This window comes from Ruegeria sp. HKCCA4633 (genome assembly GCF_013034605.1).
Classification (GTDB): domain Bacteria; phylum Pseudomonadota; class Alphaproteobacteria; order Rhodobacterales; family Rhodobacteraceae; genus Ruegeria.
Map to the genome: position 1 here is coordinate 452,912 of NZ_WQGJ01000002.1, position 17,570 is coordinate 470,481.

General features: G+C 55.4%; 14 protein-coding genes. 3 read left to right on the top strand and 11 right to left on the bottom strand.

The window, feature by feature from the left end:
* The 6 genes from GOV85_RS08645 to GOV85_RS08670 all read right to left on the bottom strand — a co-directional run bounded on the left by GOV85_RS08645 (position 1) and on the right by GOV85_RS08670 (position 6,993).
* Positions 1 to 765 carry an SDR family NAD(P)-dependent oxidoreductase gene (locus tag GOV85_RS08645; protein WP_171176986.1) on the bottom strand — a complete coding sequence of 255 codons (765 nt, stop codon included), beginning with the start codon at positions 763 to 765 and terminating at the stop codon, positions 1 to 3.
* Positions 765 to 2,474, bottom strand: coding sequence for an IlvD/Edd family dehydratase (locus GOV85_RS08650; protein ID WP_171176988.1), 1,710 nt, complete (start codon positions 2,472 to 2,474; stop codon positions 765 to 767). Before GOV85_RS08650 ends, GOV85_RS08645 begins: the two co-directional genes overlap by 1 nt.
* 26 nt (positions 2,475 to 2,500) lie before the next feature.
* On the bottom strand, positions 2,501 to 3,841 hold the full coding sequence (locus GOV85_RS08655; RefSeq protein ID WP_171176990.1) for an alpha-glucosidase/alpha-galactosidase: 1,341 nt from the start codon (positions 3,839 to 3,841) through the stop codon (positions 2,501 to 2,503).
* Between the two features lie 22 nt (positions 3,842 to 3,863).
* On the bottom strand, positions 3,864 to 4,712 hold the full coding sequence (locus GOV85_RS08660; RefSeq protein WP_171176992.1) for a carbohydrate ABC transporter permease: 849 nt from the start codon (positions 4,710 to 4,712) through the stop codon (positions 3,864 to 3,866).
* A 1-nt stretch (position 4,713) separates the two neighbouring features.
* Complete coding sequence (locus GOV85_RS08665) at positions 4,714 to 5,640, bottom strand: carbohydrate ABC transporter permease (RefSeq protein WP_171176994.1); 927 nt, start codon at positions 5,638 to 5,640, stop codon at positions 4,714 to 4,716.
* 93 nt (positions 5,641 to 5,733) lie between these two features.
* Positions 5,734 to 6,993: an ABC transporter substrate-binding protein gene (locus GOV85_RS08670; RefSeq protein ID WP_171176996.1), complete on the bottom strand. Its 1,260-nt coding sequence runs from the start codon at positions 6,991 to 6,993 to the stop codon at positions 5,734 to 5,736.
* A 140-nt stretch (positions 6,994 to 7,133) separates the two neighbouring features.
* On the opposite strand from GOV85_RS08670, the gene GOV85_RS08675 reads away from it, so the two are divergent.
* The 3 genes from GOV85_RS08675 (at position 7,134) to GOV85_RS08685 (ending at position 11,528) form a co-directional block, all read left to right on the top strand.
* Positions 7,134 to 7,940 carry an IclR family transcriptional regulator gene (locus tag GOV85_RS08675; RefSeq protein WP_171177301.1) on the top strand — a complete coding sequence of 269 codons (807 nt, stop codon included), beginning with the start codon at positions 7,134 to 7,136 and terminating at the stop codon, positions 7,938 to 7,940.
* Entirely contained in the window at positions 7,937 to 8,995 is a 1,059-nt protein-coding gene (locus GOV85_RS08680; protein WP_171176998.1) for an ABC transporter ATP-binding protein, read from the top strand. The genes GOV85_RS08675 and GOV85_RS08680 overlap by 4 nt, the downstream gene beginning before the upstream one ends.
* A 319-nt stretch (positions 8,996 to 9,314) precedes the next feature.
* Entirely contained in the window at positions 9,315 to 11,528 is a 2,214-nt protein-coding gene (locus GOV85_RS08685; RefSeq protein WP_171177000.1) for an NADP-dependent isocitrate dehydrogenase, read from the top strand.
* Between the two features lie 489 nt (positions 11,529 to 12,017).
* Here the strand turns inward: GOV85_RS08685 and GOV85_RS08690 are convergent, their stop codons facing one another.
* The 5 genes from GOV85_RS08690 to GOV85_RS08710 all read right to left on the bottom strand — a co-directional run bounded on the left by GOV85_RS08690 (position 12,018) and on the right by GOV85_RS08710 (position 17,543).
* A complete protein-coding gene (locus tag GOV85_RS08690; protein ID WP_348540078.1) occupies positions 12,018 to 13,007 on the bottom strand; it encodes a glycosyltransferase family 2 protein in 990 nt (329 codons plus the stop codon).
* Positions 13,008 to 13,243: 236 nt separating this feature from the next.
* Positions 13,244 to 14,350, bottom strand: coding sequence for a transporter substrate-binding domain-containing protein (locus tag GOV85_RS08695; RefSeq protein ID WP_171177005.1), 1,107 nt, complete (start codon positions 14,348 to 14,350; stop codon positions 13,244 to 13,246).
* Between the two features lie 43 nt (positions 14,351 to 14,393).
* Positions 14,394 to 15,656 carry a transporter substrate-binding domain-containing protein gene (locus GOV85_RS08700; RefSeq protein ID WP_171177007.1) on the bottom strand — a complete coding sequence of 421 codons (1,263 nt, stop codon included), beginning with the start codon at positions 15,654 to 15,656 and terminating at the stop codon, positions 14,394 to 14,396.
* A gap of 21 nt (positions 15,657 to 15,677) precedes the next feature.
* Positions 15,678 to 16,460 carry a PP2C family serine/threonine-protein phosphatase gene (locus GOV85_RS08705; RefSeq protein WP_171177009.1) on the bottom strand — a complete coding sequence of 261 codons (783 nt, stop codon included), beginning with the start codon at positions 16,458 to 16,460 and terminating at the stop codon, positions 15,678 to 15,680.
* Positions 16,461 to 16,463: 3 nt separating this feature from the next.
* Positions 16,464 to 17,543: an FHA domain-containing protein gene (locus GOV85_RS08710; protein ID WP_171177011.1), complete on the bottom strand. Its 1,080-nt coding sequence runs from the start codon at positions 17,541 to 17,543 to the stop codon at positions 16,464 to 16,466.
* Positions 17,544 to 17,570 lie beyond the last annotated feature (27 nt).

Below are 17,570 nucleotides of genomic sequence, written 5' to 3' on the forward strand. Positions count from 1 at the left end.
TCACCCCGTAACCACAACGCCACCGTCAACGACCACGCATTGGCCGGTCATCGCGCGGCTGGCCTTAGACGCCAGAAACAGGGTGGGCGCAATCATGTCTTCAGGTGTCAGATGCTCTTTCAGGCATTGCCGGTCCAGATGTGCAGCCAAATCTTCGGGCGTGGCCCACATGTCCAGCTGTTTCTGCGTCAGAACCCAGCCGGGCGCCAGGGCGTTGACCCGGATGTTCTGTGGCCCAAGCTCGCGCGCCAAAGAGCGTGTCATGCCCGTGATCCCGGCGTTTGACGTCGTGTAGATCGGATAGCCCGCGTTGCCCATCATATAGCTGATTGAACTGAAATTGATGATCGCACCCCCGTCTTTCATCTGCCGGGCGGCTTCCTGACAGGCGAAGTAATAGGCTTTCAAGTTGACCTCGATCATCCAGTCCCAGAACTCTGGCGTTGTTTCGTCCAAGGCGTGCCGCTGATCGTTGGCCGCGTTATTGACCAGTACATGCAAAGGCCCATGTACGTCGGCGGCCTTGCGCATGGTTGCGTGCAGCAATTCGGTATCGGTCATGTCACCCTGCATGAAAAGCGGCGCGCGGCCATGCTTGTCGCGCATCTCGTCAACAAACCCGCTGGCGTCCGAGCGACCGATGAACGCAACGTTGGCCCCCTGAGCCATAAAACCATCTGTCAGCGCCGCGCCGACGCCCGAGCCTCCGCCCGTGATATAGACAGACGCCCCTTTCAGGTCATGAAATGTTGCTAGTTGGGGCATCAGTGGCTCTCTCTGGTTACAAGGCGAGTGTCTTTGCCCACAAGGAAATCAAGATCAGCGCCCTGATCTGCCTGAAGCACGTGGTCGATGTAAAGTTTCGCGTAACCACGGGAGTAATACGGCTCATCCGGCTGCCACGCGGCGCGACGGGCGTCCAGTTCCGCTTCATCAACCAGTAATTCCATCTCACCCTTGCTGGCCGAGATACGAATGCGGTCACCGGTTTTCACCAGTGCCAGTGTACCACCGGCTTGCGCTTCGGGGCTGACATGCAGAATGACAGTGCCATAAGCGGTACCGGACATGCGCGCGTCTGAGATGCGGATCATGTCACGCACGCCCTCTTTCACCAGCTTGGCCGGGATCGGCATGTTGCCAACCTCGGGCATGCCGGGATATCCCTTGGGGCCGCAGCCTTTCAGGACCAGAATAGTATCAGGTGTGACCAGCAGATCATCTCGGTCGATATTGGCTTTCAGGTCTTCGATGTTTTCAAAAACGTAAGCCTCGGACTCGGTTTCCAGAAATTCATCCGTCGCCGCCGATGGTTTCACGATCGCCCCGTTGGGCGCCAAGTTGCCTCGCAAGACGCGCAGACCGGCGGCAGGTTTCACCGGATCGTTGAAAGGGCGGATGACGTCCGTATTGAAGCACTCGGCCCCTTCATAATGGGCTGAAATGTCCTTGTTCAACACGGTTTTTGCCTGGCGAAGGAAGGGTTTAAGCTCGTTCAGCACGACGGGAACCCCGCCTGCGTAGCAGAAGTCCTCCATCAGGTATTTGCCCGAAGGCATACAGTTCACCAGTAGAGGAATCTCAGACCCAATCTCAAAGTCCTTGAGCGTTAGATCAACTCCTACACGGCCTGCCAGAGCCAACAGGTGGACCACAGCATTGGTTGACCCACCCACAGCAGCATTCGCCAAAATGGCGTTCTCGAACGCTTCCTTGGTCAGGATGTCCGATGGCTTCAGGTCTTCGCCCACCATCTCGACGATCCGTTTGCCGGTCAGATGTGCCAGCGCCATACGGCGGGCATCCACTGCGGGCAGGGCAGCATTGGTAGGCAGGGACATACCCATCGCCTCAACCAGCGAGGCCATGGTGCTGGCAGTCCCCATGGTCATACAAACCCCCGCGCTGCGAGACATGCCGGATTCGGCGTTCATGAAATCCTGCAGCGTCATTTCCCCAGCGCGGACAGCCTCGGAGAATTTCCAAACGTCGGTGCCCGAACCGATATCCTGCCCGCGATATTTGCCGTTCAGCATCGGGCCGGAGCTGACCACGATTGACGGCAAATCGACCGAGGCTGCGCCCATCAGCTGCCCGGGCGTTGTCTTGTCACACCCGCCCAGCAGGACAACGCCATCAATTCCGTATGCGCGGATGCTTTCTTCGACATCCATCGCCAGCAGATTGCGGAACAGCATGGCGGTCGGCTTCATCTGTGTTTCGCCCAGTGACATGACGGGGAATTCGACCGGAAAGCCACCTGCCTCCCACACACCGCGTTTGACGCCTTCGGCCAGATCGCGCAGGCCCGAGTTACAAGGCGTCAGTTCGGACCATGTGTTGCAGATGCCGATGATAGGGCGCCCATCAAAAGCGTGGTCAGGAAACCCTTGGTTCTTCATCCACGAACGATGGATGAACCCGTCCTTGTCGAGTTTTCCATACCAATGTGATGAGCGGCGCTTTTTTGTCATTTTTTGTTAGCCTTCTAGTCTCGCGGTCAGGCGGCTTTGGCGGGTTTGCACCAATCCGGCAACCAGTCTGCATGTGCGTCCAGTAGATCGCTCACCAGGCTGCGGATTTGACGAAGGTCCAATTCGGCAGCGGTGTGTGGATCCATCATCGCGGCGTGATAGATGTATTCGGGGTTCTGATCGACCAATGCGCGGACCGTCAGTTCCTGCACATTGATTTGGCTGCGCATCAACGCGATCAATTGGGGCGGGATGTCCGTGACAACCGAAGGCTGGACACCATTACTGTCAACCAGGCAAGGCGTTTCGACAGCGGCACCCAGTGGAAGTTGGGGAATTTGACCGGTGTTGGGCAAGTTGCCGTAGGCTGTATAGGGCGTATCCGTGACGATGGCGTTCATCAGGTCGGCCGCGAATTCGTGGCTTCGAATGACTTCAATGTCGCGGCCGTCGGTCAACGTCTTGGCCTGTTCTTTCCAGTTAGCGACCTGTTCGACACAACGGGTTGGGTACTCGTCCAGCGGGATCGAAAACTGTTCGATCAGATCCTGGCGTCCGTCCTTGATGAACCACGGGACGTATTCCGCCAGATGTTCCGAGCTTTCAGTGCAGAAATAGCCCAGGTGGTCCATTACTTCGTAACGCACTTTGTTGGGGCAGCGCGGCATCAGCAGGGGTGGTTTTGGGATTTGGCCATTGGCATACCCCTGCCTCAAAGCGGGGTAGAGATCGCTGTTTTGATGTTCAAGTTTCAGGAAGAAGGCCACATGATTGACGCCCGCAACCTTGTAGTGGATGTCCTCTTTGCGCAGGTCCAGATCATGAGCTAGTTCCTCGACCGTGTTCTGAACCGAATGGCACAAACCAACATGTTTTAGGCTGGGGAATTGCTCGGCCAAGGCCCAGGTGTTGATCGCCATCGGGTTTACGTATTGTAGCAGTGTTGCGTTGGGACAGAGCTGCATCATGTCCCGTGCTACGTCCCATAACACAGGAACCGTGCGCAGACCGCGCATGATGCCACCGACGCCCAGCGTGTCGGCAATGGTCTGGCGCAGGCCATATTGCTTGGGGATTTCGAAATCGGTGACAGTGCAGGGCTCATACCCCCCGACCTGAAAGGCGGTAATGACAAAATCTGCGCCATCCAACGCAGCGCGGCGGTCAGTATGGGTTGTAACCGTCGCCCCTGTACCGACCGACTGGATCATAGCGCGAGCTACAGCTTCGCTTTCGGCAAGCCGCTCGGGGTCTATGTCCATCAGTGCAAATTGGCTGTTGGCCAATGCAGGGGTCAGCAGGGCGTCACCTACGATGTTCTGCATGAAGATCGTGGAACCAGCCCCGATAAAGGTGATCTTTGTCATCTTACAAACTCTTGGTTTGACGTTATTTTACGGCACCGAGGGTCAGGCCCGCGATAAAGTGTTTCTGCATCAAGAAGAACATGGCAACCGGCGGTAAAGCTGCAACGATCGAGCCTGCACTCATTAACTGATAGGCTGCCCTGAACTGCGCGTTAAAGCTGGTGATTCCTGCGGTGACAGGCTGGCTTTCAGCGCCTTGGGTCAGCACGACGGCCCAAAAATAGTCGTTCCAGATAAAGGTAAAAATCAGCACGCTAAGCGCTGCAATTGCCGGTTTCATCAATGGCAGCACGACGTACCAGAATATTCGCCATTCGCTAATGCCTTCCACCCGAGCAGCTTCGATCAACTCGAAGGGCAGGGCGCGAATGAAGTTCCGCATGAACAGGGTGCAGAACCCGGTCTGGAACGCGATGTGGAACAGGACAAGGCCGGTTTTTGTGTTGTAGAGACCAAGTTCAAGGGTGAGGTCGCGTACGGGTACCATCAGAATCTGGAAGGGTACGAAGTTGCCCGCGACAAACATGAAAAAGATCCAGAGGTTCGATTTGAACTTGTAGATCCCCAACGCGAACCCGGTCATGCAGCTAAGCGCGACGGCTCCGATCACAGTTGGGATGGTGATCATGAACGAGTTCAACAGATAGCGCGGCATGTCCGAGTTGAAGAATACCTGCCCATAGTTGAACGCACCTTCAAAGCTTGATGGCAATCCCCAGTAATTGGCGTTTGTGAAATCCGCGGCGGGCTTGACCGAAAACAGGGCAACCGCCAGCAGTGGACCCAGCCATAGCAACAAGGCCAGCGGCAGCATGGCCTGATAGGTGATCTGCGCCGCTCGGGGTTGTTTTTCGATGGGTTTGGGAAACATCTCAGTGCCCCTTTTCTTCGCGGTACATCGACCACAGGAAGTAGGCGATGAAGCAGAGCATGATGAGGAACAGGATCACTGCGATTGCAGCGCCATATCCCATGCGGAAGCCGTATTCGGACAGGGCAACCTCGAACATGTAGTAGGCCAGCACCCTAGATGATCCGAAGGGTCCGCCTTGGGTCATGATCGAGATCAGGTCGAAGCTGCGCAAAGCGCCGATGATTGTAACAACAAATGCGATGAAGGTGGCGGGGCGTAGTTGTGGCAGGATGATGTGCCACAGCATTCTCCACCCTTTTGCACCGTCCAATCGCCCGGCCTCAATCTGTTCCGGATCCACAGCGTTCAAGCCCGTCAGATACAGTATCATGCAATATGCGGTTTGCGGCCAAAGACCGGCGAAGATGATGCCATAGGTGACGAACCGTTCGTCGCCCAGCACATTCAGCGGGCCAAGGCCTAAGAAACCAAGGAATTCGTTCAAGAGCCCGAAGGTCGGGTCATAAAACCACGTAAATACAAGGCCCACGACCACCTGAGAGATTACGAACGGGAAGAAGAACAGGGATTTGTACAGGCGGATGCCCCAAACCGTCTGGTTCAGGAATAATGCGATGAACAGGCCCGCCGGAATCGCCAGAAGATAAAGGATCAGCCAGATCAGGTTGTTTTTCAACGAGATGAAAAAAGCATCCCGATCCACCCATTCCCAATACAGGTCTTCGTAATTCCGGAACCCGACATATTCGGCTGCGCCCAAACCGTCCCATTCGTAAAGGGACAGGTTGAAGGATTGGAATACCGGGATGATCACATAGACCATGAAGAACAGCAGACCCGGCGCCAGGAACAACCACGGCGCAATTCGCTGCTGGTTGCGGTGAAACCAGCTTTCTTGTTCTGGGATGTCGGCGGCAACGGTCATGACGGTGTTCCGGGTGATAAGGGGTGGCGGGCTGAAGTCCGTCCTACATTTCAGGGGATAGGTAGGCCGGGCAATTAGCCCGGCCCGATCCGCTTAGTTGTCGTAGATGCGCTGACGGGCGCGTTCCAGTTTCGCCAGAATACGATCAGCATTGTCCGGCTTGACCATAAATTCCTGGAAACCTTCCATCGAAACTTTGGCCATTTCAGCCGGAGCATCGCGGTCCCAGAATTGAGCGACACCGCCGGGGCTGTTTGATGACAGCATTTGGAAGCCCTGCTGCAGGAACTTGTCGTCATCCACCGAAGACTGCGCGTTCACAGGCAGCTGACCTAGGTTTGCACCATTGTTGATCTCGGTTTGCTCGTCTGCCGAAACCACAAAGCGCAGGAACTCACGCGCGGCTTCTTTGTTGGACGCATTGGCCGGGATGTGGAACGTGTCTGTCGGAGCGTCTTCGGCCAATTCGACGTCGGGATTGATCGAAACGAACTGGTAGAAGTCCAGCTGATCATCCGTCAGACCGGCATCACGCAACGGCGCAACGGCGAAGTTGCCCATCAGGTAAGCAGCGGCTTCGCCATTGACCATAAAGGGCAGGGCCTCTTGCCAGCTATAGGTCTGATGGTTGTCGATGAACGCACCCATGTCGATCAGCTGTTTCCAGTTGGCGAAGGTCTGTTTGACTCGATCATCTTCCCAGCTGATTTCGCCATTGGCGAGTTGGTTGTGGAAGTCAAACCCGTTGGTGCGCATGTTCAGGTAGTCGAACCAGCCACCGGCGGTCCACAGGAACTTGGTGCCGATGGTATAGCAGGCGCGACCTGAATCGACGATCTTCTGGCAGTTGGACAGTTCTTCTTCCCAAGTCGTCGGTTCGCTCAGGCCCAGCTCATCAAAGATGTCTTTGCGATAGTAAACGCCCCACTGATAGTAGGTGTACGGCACACCCCACTGCTTGCCATCGATGGTCATCGCGCCTTTGGTCGAAGCCAGGTTCTCGGCAATTTCAGGCTCGGCCCACAGGTCTGATACGTCTTCAAACAGGCCTGCCTCAACATACGGCTTCATGCGATTGGCTGCGTACCAAGTGGCCACGTCCGGAGTATCGGCCGTGAGGAAATTGCGAATCTGCGTTTTATAAGCTTCGCGGTCGATCACGGTGGTTTCGATTTCCAAACCTGGATGCTGTTCCGCAAACCGCTCGATCATCGCTTCCATCGTCGCACGCGGCGCCGGGTTTGACGTGTCCAGGAAAATGCGCAGCTCTCCGGTCAGTTCCGCAGCTGCTGGCGCCGCCATTGCGACGCCAAGCGCCAGCGCAGCCGTTGTGCGCTTGAAAGTGGAATACATGGTCTCCTCCCTGTTGCTCCCATGTGAGGTTCCAAATATTGAAACCAAGTTTTATATATTGAAAACTACACATCGACTCGGTTAGTCTTGTCAAGACCCATCGAGAGGAAGCGATGGAAAACGGAGGAGAATGCAAGCCCGTGTCAGGTGATGGAACCATAGGCAAAGCATGTGACGTGCTGGATCACGTCGCGGCATTTCAACGCCCTGTGCGGTTTTCTGAACTGCTGGACAGCAGTGCCTTTCCCAAGGCAACGCTCTACCGGTTCCTTCAATCCCTGACGAATCAGGGAATGTTGTCTTACGACCCGGACAGACAAACCTATGCGCCTGGTATGAGGTTGGTTCGCCTTGCCCATGCCGCGTGGACTCAAAGCTCTCTGGCCCCAATAGCACGCCCATTCCTTGACGCGTTGAGCCGGGAAACAGGTGAAACTGTACATTTGGCGCAGCTCGACTCAGGCCAGGTTCTGTACGTCGACAAACGCAACGCTGCGCAGCCCATTGAGATGTATTCGCAAGCCGGCAAAGTCGGGCCCGCCTACTGCACCGGGGTTGGCAAGGCGATGATGGCGTTTTTGGGGGAGGAGGCGCTGAACAGGGTCCTTTCCCAACAAAGCTATCACCGCTTCACTGACAAGACCCTCACCTCGGAACAGGCGCTGCGCGACGACCTCGAACGGATACGCAACCGCGGGTTCGCTGTTGATGATGAAGAACACGAACCCGGTATCATCTGTATCGCCTGCCCGGTTCTGACGTCCAACAGTCGAATGCTGGGCGCGATTTCCGTGACAGGCTCGACGGAACGGATGGATTTCAAACAACTCGAAGCCTGGGTGCCGCGTCTACGCCGCGTGGCCGAACAGATCGGGGCCGAGGCGCAGGCATGGCGCTTTCCCGAAACGGACCCAAACCACAGCAATGACAGGATGCAAGCGACATGACGGGAGTAACTCTGAACCAGGCGATCAAGCGGTATGGTCAGACACAGGTCATTCACGGGATCGACCTGCAGATCGACGACGGTGAATTCTGCGTCTTTGTTGGCCCTTCTGGATGCGGCAAGTCCACCTTGCTGCGCATGATCGCCGGGCTTGAAGAAACGTCAGAAGGTCAGATTCACATAGGTGCGCGGGACGTCACGCATATGGACCCTGCAAAACGTGGGGTCGCGATGGTGTTTCAAACCTACGCGCTTTATCCGCACATGACGGTCGCCGAAAACATGGGGTTCGGCCTGCGCATGAACGGTGTTGCAAAACCCGAGATTGAAAAGAAGGTTCAGGAAGCATCGAACATTCTGAAGCTGGATCAATACCTCAAGCGCAAACCCAAGGCTCTGTCAGGGGGCCAACGGCAGAGGGTTGCAATCGGTCGGGCCATTGTTCGCGGGCCCGAGGTTTTTCTGTTCGATGAACCTTTGTCGAATCTCGACGCCGAATTGCGGGTCGAGATGCGGGTCGAAATCGCGCGTCTGCATCAGGAAATCGGCGCGACCATGATCTATGTGACCCACGATCAGGTCGAAGCAATGACCATGGCCGACAAGATCGTTGTTCTGCGCGATGGTCGAATCGAGCAGGTGGGTGCCCCGATGGATCTGTACCGCGATCCCGACAACCGATTTGTGGCCGGTTTCATTGGCTCACCCGCGATGAACTTTTTAGACTGCGACTATGCCGATGGGCACGTCACACATCCCGCACTGGCGCAACCGCTGCCGATTTCGGCAACGATTCCGGCCGGACAGGTAAAAGTTACTTTGGGGATGCGCCCGGAACATATTCAGATTGATCGCGCGGCAGACACTTGCACCGTGGACCTGACCGAAGCGCTTGGGGGCGTTTCCTACTCGTATCTCCTCACCCCAAATGGCGACAAGCTGATTGTCGAGGAACGGGATGATCAACGCAGCAAAACAGGCGAACGGATTGGTATCTCGATCCAACCTGACCGCGCTATGGTGTTCGACCCCGAAACAGGGCAGAGGTTTCGGTAATCCGCTGGACCTGGACCGAGAGTTTGGTTGCGCATGCGCAAAGTACCGCTGAATAGTGTTGCGTGCTTCAAAGCAGAGCAACTAATGGCGAACGTTTGGAACGTTTTGCCGTACGAAACTCACGACACTCAAATCTGACCCGTGGCAAAACGCGCGCCTGTAGGCGATTGATTCCAAGCCAAACCTGATTTAAGGGAAGCCCTGTCAAAACAGAGTCACCCAGGGGCGGTATCGTGATCGCGCCCCTCCCGCGCCGCGCTTTTGCGGCCCTTAACTCTTAGATCGCACGCCCCGAAAGGCTTAAAAAAGGTAAAAGAATATGGCAGATAAATCGAACTTCGACATATTGTATACCATTGTAGACGAAGCGCCCGAGCTGGCCAGCGCCTCGTTCCTGCCCATCATCCGCAAGTTCGCATCTGCTGCGGGCGTCAGCGTTGGCACCAAGGACATTTCACTGGCTGGGCGCATTCTGGCAACTTTCCCTGAGAAGCTGACAGATGCGCAGCGCATTACCGATGATCTCGCCGCGTTGGGTGACCTGGTGAAAACACCGGATGCCAATGTCATCAAGCTGCCGAATATCTCGGCCTCGGTTCCGCAGCTGGTTGCCGCCATCGAAGAGCTTCAGTCGCAAGGCTATGACATTCCTGCCTATCCTGAAGAACCGGCCACAGAAGAAGAAAAAGCAATCCGCGCGCGGTATGACGCGATCAAGGGCTCGGCCGTGAACCCGGTTCTGCGAGAGGGCAACAGCGACCGTCGAGCGGCGCGTGCGGTTAAGAACTATGCCCAGAAGAACCCCCATTCGATGGGTGAATGGGCTTCGGACAGCAAAACCAAAGTGTCGTCCATGACCGGCAACGACTTTTATGCCAACGAAAAGTCCGCGACCATTTCCGCTGCTCAGGCCGGCAACGCAAATATCGAGTTTGTCGGCAAAGACGGCAGCATCACCGTTCTGAAAGACGCCTGGCCGCTGGAAGAAGGCACTGTGGCCGACGCGACCTTCATGTCGGTCAAGGCTTTGTCTTCTTTCCTTGCCGACGCTATCGAGGACACCAAGAAAGACGGCACCATGTTCTCGCTGCACATGAAGGCGACGATGATGAAGGTCAGCGACCCGATCATCTTCGGCTATGCCGTCAAAGCGTGGCTGGCCCCGGTGTTTGAGCAATTTGGTGCCGAATTGGACGCACTGGGTGTGAACCCGAATTCGGGCCTGGGCGACCTGTTGGATCGTGTGAAAGACAACGCCGATGTCATGGCCGCCATCGATGCGATCAAAGGTGATCGTCCGTCGATGTACATGGTCGACTCGGATCGTGGTATCACCAACCTGCACGTGCCCTCAGACGTGATCATCGACGCCTCTATGCCTGCCGTGATCCGTGCAGGCGGCAAGGGTTGGGATGAGACAGGCGCCAAGGGTGACACCAATTGTGTGATCCCTGACCGCTGCTACGCGCCGGTCTATGACGAAACCATCAAGTTCTTCAAAGCCAACGGCGCGTTAAACCCAGCGACCGCAGGTGCAGTCGCTAACGTCGGCCTGATGGCACAGAAGGCCGAAGAATATGGCTCGCACCCGACCACGTTCCAAGCCCCTGCCGATGGTACGATCCGCATCGTTCTTGCGAATGGTGAAACGTTGCATAGCCACGAGGTCGAGGCCGGTGATATCTGGCGGTCTTGCACCGTCAAGAAAGCACCGATCGAGAACTGGATCCAACTGGCGATGGACCGTCAGCGCCTGACCGGGTCCGAGGCGATTTTCTGGCTGGATGCAAACCGCGCCCATGATGCCGAACTGATCAAATACGTCAAACCGGCGCTCGAGGCCGCTGGCGTTGCCGACAAGTTCCTGATCATGGCCCCGCGCGAAGCCACCCGTCAATCGCTGGAAACCATCACGGCTGGCAACGACTCGATTGCCATCACCGGCAACGTGCTGCGGGACTATCTGACCGATCTGTTCCCGATCCTCGAACTGGGTACTTCGGCCAAGATGCTGTCGATTGTGAAACTGATGAATGGCGGCGGATTGTTTGAAACCGGGGCAGGAGGGTCCGCTCCGAAGCATGTGCAGCAGTTGGTTGAGGAAAACCACCTGCGCTGGGACTCGATGGGTGAGTTCTGTGCGCTTGGTGAATCTCTGAACTTCCTTGCTGACAGCAAAGGCAACGCCAAGGCAGGTGTTCTGGGTGCTGCTGCCGAAGCTGCAACGCAGGGCATTCTGGACAACAACCGCTCGCCCAGCCGCAAAGTAGGCCAGCCGGACAACCGTGACAGCCACTATTGGTTCGCGCGCTACTGGGCAGAAGCTCTGGCAGCGCAATCCGATGATGCTGATCTGGCGGCGGAGTTTGTGCCCCTGGCCAAAGACCTAGCCGATAAGGAAGAAAAAATCTTGTCGGAACTGGCTGCGGCTCAGGGTGTTGCTGCGGATCTGGGCGGATACTACCACACCGATCCCGCCAAAACGGCCGCTGTAATGCGTCCAAGTGCGACACTGAACGCGATCATCGGGTAATCGGTACCGACAGAGCAGATGCACGTGCATCTACTCTGTAAGCTAAGAAAAGGGGCCAGCAGAGAGTGCGGCCCCTTAATTATTGTGACGACAGGTCATCGATAAACGTGCCGATTTAAGCAGAGGATCAACGACTTCATCTACGGTGCTGGACCGAATACGAAACTGCATTACAGTACTCCTGTATGAGATTTTAAGTACATTATTTCAGATGGTTACAAGAATACCTCATCCACCTACGGGATTCCCCCAATAGAAACTGGAATGAGCCTAAGTTACACCTGTGATAACAAAGAATTTCACTGGTGAGGCCCCTTGGGCTCTATCACTCACTCAGAAGATGACCAGCATTTGGGGTGCTGGTCATTTTGCTTTTCAAAGCCCAAAATCTCGAGATTAACCCTGACCAAACCAATCCTGTCAGATTCGCGTCAGCTGCGGCTGTGCGCGGTCGGTTGAGCAAGGGAATGTTTTGGAGTGCGCTGTAATTCAGCCGAAACGGCGTGCCTGCGGCTGTACAAGGGAAGACTGCATCCTGTTCGCACCTGATGCGGCCACACCTTCATATTGCAAGTAGGACATACGCCGCGCCTCTCGCCGTGCAAGGGCAAGAGACTGCATGATAAGGGCGCAAACAATGAACAACATCGATGCGACAAATCCCGACACGGCAACAACCAGCGACGGTATCCGGTCAACAAGACCGGTATCCAGAAACTCGCGGAAAACCGAAATAAAGACCAACAGCGAGGGTAAAAATGCCAACAAGGCCAAAGACAGGAAAAACGAGATTGGTTTTTCGTCTTTGATCAGCAGGCCAATCATCTTGAGTATGCGCCACCCGTCCGAAAAAGTGGCCAGTTTGGAATTCGAGTCCGGCAACCGTGAGAAATAGTGTGTTTCAACTTCACCAACCGGCATCCGCATCTGCATCGCATGCACGGTAAGCTCGGTTTCAATCTCGAAGCCATTCGAAACTGCAGGAAAACTTTTCACAAACCGTCTGCTGAATACCCGGTAGCCGGACAGCAAATCGTTGATTTTGCTTTTGAAGAAAAACTTCACGAGCCCGCTGAACACGGCGTTTCCAAATTTGTGGCCCGGGCGGTATGCGTCCGTTTCGTCGTTCACCCGCGCGCCGTTAACCATGTCCAGGTTCTTTGACACCAAAAGGTTGATCAGTTCCGGTGCAGCCGAGCTGTCGTAAGTCGCATCGCCATCCGCCATGACATAGACATCGGCGTCAACATCAGCAAACATTCTGCGCACAACGTTGCCTTTGCCCTGATACGGTTCTGAAAAGACCAGTGCACCGGCTTCTTCTGCAATCCTGACAGAGTCGTCCGTAGAATTGTTGTCAAAGACATAGATAACTGCATCCGGTAGGGCTGCGCGAAACTGCTTGACGGTTTCGCCGATGGCAATCGCCTCGTTATAGCATGGCAAGATCACGGCAATTTCCAAGTCCGGTCTGTTCACCGGTGTCACCGATCTTTTCCTGAGATCCAAGGCACCTTGTATCATGCGTGACCCATGCTCTTGCTATCCCATCAAGGGATTGATGATTGCGCTTCAGCCTTAGACTGAAATGCTGATGAGGCGATTATGCAGCAGATAAACGGCCAAAATTTGTCCTACGACAAAATCATGTACGCTCAGGCAAGAAAAAAGGGCCGGTGCGTAGACCGGCCCATAGTTTCAGCTGAACCGAGGGATCAGTTCGAAGCTGCGTTCAGTTTTGCATTTTGTTCACGCAGCGAGTCCGAAATAATCGCGTACCATTCACCGGACTCACGCATTTCGTTTAGGCCTTTGTTCATCATCGCAATATACTCGCGCGCGAACGGGTTTGTACGATGCGCCAGGAAACTCATCGACGACAGTGTCGAAACATATGGGTTTTCAATGATATCAGACGAGGTCAAGCCCATATCGTTCATCGTGGATGCGAATAGATCAACCTCGAACGCGGCCACATCAGCCGTGCCGGTCAAAACCGCATCCAGGCATTCACGCGCGGAATTCGGCTGGACGACAGTTGTATTCTCACGGTTCAAACCGACTTCTTCCAGAACAACCATGCTCCAACCTGCCATCCGGCAGATGGTGGAACCTTCAAGATCGCTGAAATCCGTAGCGCTTGCATACTGGCTTTCCGGCAGAGTAAAGAAGCCGCCGACAACGTCGTAGACTGGCACCGACGCAACAAACTGGGTACAACGCGCGGTTGTTTCGGCTGACCATTCGTATGTACGGTTTGTGCAATCCGGGACAGTCCAAGCGATAGAGATGTCAAACGCACCAAGTGGCAACAGGGTATCAAGGTGCGAGCTCCAGTCATCAACAAAACTGACCGAATAATCGCGTTGGTTACCCGCGCGTTGGAGGCTAGTGGTAGCCAGACGAGTCATGATGCCGCCACCGCTAAGATTCTCAGTTGTAAACGGTTCCCAGCCGTTACCGGCAACCATCTTGATCGGCGGAGCGTAGACGTTCGAACGCTTGACGCTGGCCGCCCGCTGTTCTTCTGCTGCGATGATTTCCTGCGCGGATTGGCCGTTTGGCAGGCTGCCATCTTCACAAGGCAATGCCAAAACCAAACCGGGCTCAAGTGCGTTCGGGTTGTTGATGATGTTGCGGTTCGCGTTGAAGATCGGCTGATAGTTCGAGGTGCCATAGGCTGCAATTGCAATGGTCGCCATCGTGTCACCATCTGCAACGGTGTAATTTGTACAGGCTTCTTGCGCCGCTGCTGCACCCGCACTCAGAGCCGTGACGGCACTCGCCGACATCGCCACTTTCTTAAGGTTGAATTCAAACATGTCCACGTCCTCCAGACTTAGTTTTGCCAGGCCAGTTGGGGCCTTATCCGTTTTCCATTTGATGCCGCAGAGCGGTCGACACGATGTCGCGCCATTCTCCGGATTGCTGCATGATTGCCAGACCCTGATTCAGCGTCTCAAGGATCGCTTCCCCGTCAGGATTATCTTTGTGGGTCATGACGTTAAGTGACTTGATTGCCGCCAGGTTCGGGTTTTCGATTATCCGGTGTTCGTATCCCAGCCGCGAGATCGCCTCGACCGCCAGATGCGCTTCGATTGCAACGATGTCCGCGCGACCTTCTATTACTGCGTGAAAGCAATCATCGGGCGAAACAGGGCGCAAAAGCTTGATGATCGGTTCATATAGGCTGACAGAATCCATGTGGGATGTTGACCAGCCTTCCGGGCGGCAAATCGTTGTACCTGCAAAGTCCGCATAGCTGAACGCTTGTTCATAGCCCGATCCGTCAAGCGCAAAGAATGTGTCCACAACTTCATAAAACGGGTTCGAGAAATTGTAGGTTTCACACCGTGTGCGATCGCTTTCGGACAAGGCTTCTGCCTCTTCGCAGTTTGGGCGCGACCAGGGGAAAGTGCCGTCGAAAGCCAGCGTGGGCATCAACAGGTCCAAATGTGATGACCAGTCGTTCACAAACTGGATCTTGTAGGATTGTTCCGGTGCGGCACGCAGCATGGCTGTTTCCACCAGGCTGGTGTAAAGACCCCGGTTGGGCAGCGCTTCATCGGTGAACGGTGCATAGTTCCCGCCCGTGATCAGCAAAAGCTGCCGGTCTCGGATTTCCGGACGCTCGCCGGTGTCGGCATTCCGGATCAAAGCGGCTGCCTCAGAACGGGCGGCCTCAATCTCTTCTTTGGCCGCGGCCCGTGCTGCAACAACTGCTTCTTCACTGGTTTTCTTTGCTTCCGCTTCAGCTGCTGCCACGCGGGCTTCTGCTTGGGCCACGGCTTTTTCGGCGCGCTCTTCGGCGGCCTTTACCAGTTCTGCAGCCATTTCCGCGGCTAGGCGTTCTGCCTCGGTATCGGCAAGGACAGGTGCACGACCTATATCCTCAAGACACGGTAGCTCAAGTACGTCGCCCACCCGGATGATGTTTGGGTTCGAGCCAATGACATCCCGGTTCGCATCGAAAATGATCCGAAAATCTTCGGTCGAATAAACTTCAATGGCTAACTCGCGCAGGCTGTCCCCGCGTTGGATTTCATAGCTGGTACAAGCCTCTTGCGCCGACGCTGCGCCGGTGGCGGCAGCAAGAGCAAGGCTGGATATGATGAGGTGTTTTTTCATGAGTCCTGTTGCTTTGCCTGTTTATGTTCTTGTGAGTTTCGCGACTGCGATGGACAGATTGTCCTGATCCGGGTCACCCTTGGCCTGAACGGCCAATTGCAACGCCTCGGCGATTTCCTGCGCCAGCGATTGTTTGTGCTTGCTCAGAACCGATTGAATTTCGGCATCGCTTAGATATTGCAAACCGTCACTGCCAAGGATCAGGATATCGTCCGGTGTCACGAGAATGGGTTGCTCGGGGCAATCCACTTTGGGAATGGCGCCCCCCATTATGACCGAGGTCAGCTGGTTGCGATCCATATCCTGTGCCTCTGATTCAGTGATCTCTCCCGCAGCGAGTTTCGCGTCGATCACGGGCGCCATAGAGTGGTCTTCATTTACCTGAGACAAAGCGCCTTCGCGGAACAGATAAAGAGGGCTGTCCCCGATGGAGATCCAGAACACGCGACGCCCCAAAAGAAGAACACCCAACATGGTCGAACCCATGTTGAAACCCTGTTCTTGCGCCTCGTTATGGTTAGCAATAGCAGCGTTTGCTTGCATGGCTGCCAAAGGAAGGGCATCAACTATGGATCCCTCATTCAGGGTTTCCGCTTCAAGTTCGGGGTCCAGGGCTTCACGCCAAGCCGAAATCACCAGCTCAGAAGCGACTTCGCCTGCATCGTGACCACCCATACCGTCTGCAATCACGACATAGCCCGCATCCGACGCGTCGAACATGCGCGCAGCAATGGCGTCTTCCTGCGTCTCTCGCTGACCCTGGTGCAGGATCAGCGCCACATCATATGCCGGAGTCGCCAGCATCTATCAGGAATCCCGCCAATCAAAACCTTCGTCGCAGAAGGCCGTAAACCGGATGGATGTTTCACTAATTCGGATCAGATCCCCGCTGGACAATGCCACGGTGCTGAGTACGGGCTTGCCGTTCAAGCGCACAAGGTTGGCCTTGCCGCCGTGACCCAAGTAGCACTTACGATCTTCCGGATCATAGGCAATAACCGCATGGTTTGAACGCGAGATGCCTGTGTCGCCGAAATCCAGCTGAATAGCCTGATCATCGTTACGACCGATCTGCATCAGGCCTTCTGTCAAAGTGATGCTGGCACCCCGACCTGGCCCCGCGGTGACAACCAGCCAGCCGACTGGGAATGTCTCTTGCGCTGCCTCAGTTTTGGCGACGGGTTCTGCGGTTTCGATCAACTCTTGCACATGGGTGTCTGCACGTTCGAAACCCAGGAAAGTTGTTTTGACACGCGAGCGGCGATCTTCCGCTGGTGCAGGGGCAGGTGCGGGCTCGGCAACCGGTTCAATCGCTGGTTCAACCTTTTCCACTTCCTGAACCGGAGCCTCTGCAACCTCAACCAAAGCCTCTGAAACTTCGGCCGGGGCCTCCGCGACTTCGGCTGGATCATCTTGCGCAGCTTCGGCAACTGGCGATTCAACCGCTTCGGGTGCGACGTTTTCCGAAACCTCTTCCACCGGTGTCGGTGCTGGGTCCTCGGCAACATGCAAAGTGATGATGTGTTCGTCTTCGAGGGCTGCCTCTTCTTCCAAAGGCTCAGCCGTCAGCAACTCTTCCGGCGCGTCGTGTTCGATTGCGGTATCTTCGACGAAAATGGAGTCCTCGACAGTCTCTTCGGTCGCGACCTCGTCGAATTCAGGCATCTTCTCTTCGGGGATCAGCTCATCCGTTTCCTCGTAAGACTCGGATGTCATGTTGCCGCCAGCCAGCGCCGCACGCAGAGCATTGAAGTCTGCAATCGGCTCTTGCTTTTCTTCTTCGACCGCAGGGGTTTCAACCGCGTCTGAGTTTTCTGCAACGTCTTCTTCTTTGGATTTGCCGGCACCTTCTAGAAGCCGGCTCAGAGGGCTTTTGTATTTGAACATGGTGTCGACACCTTCGATTTGGCGGCA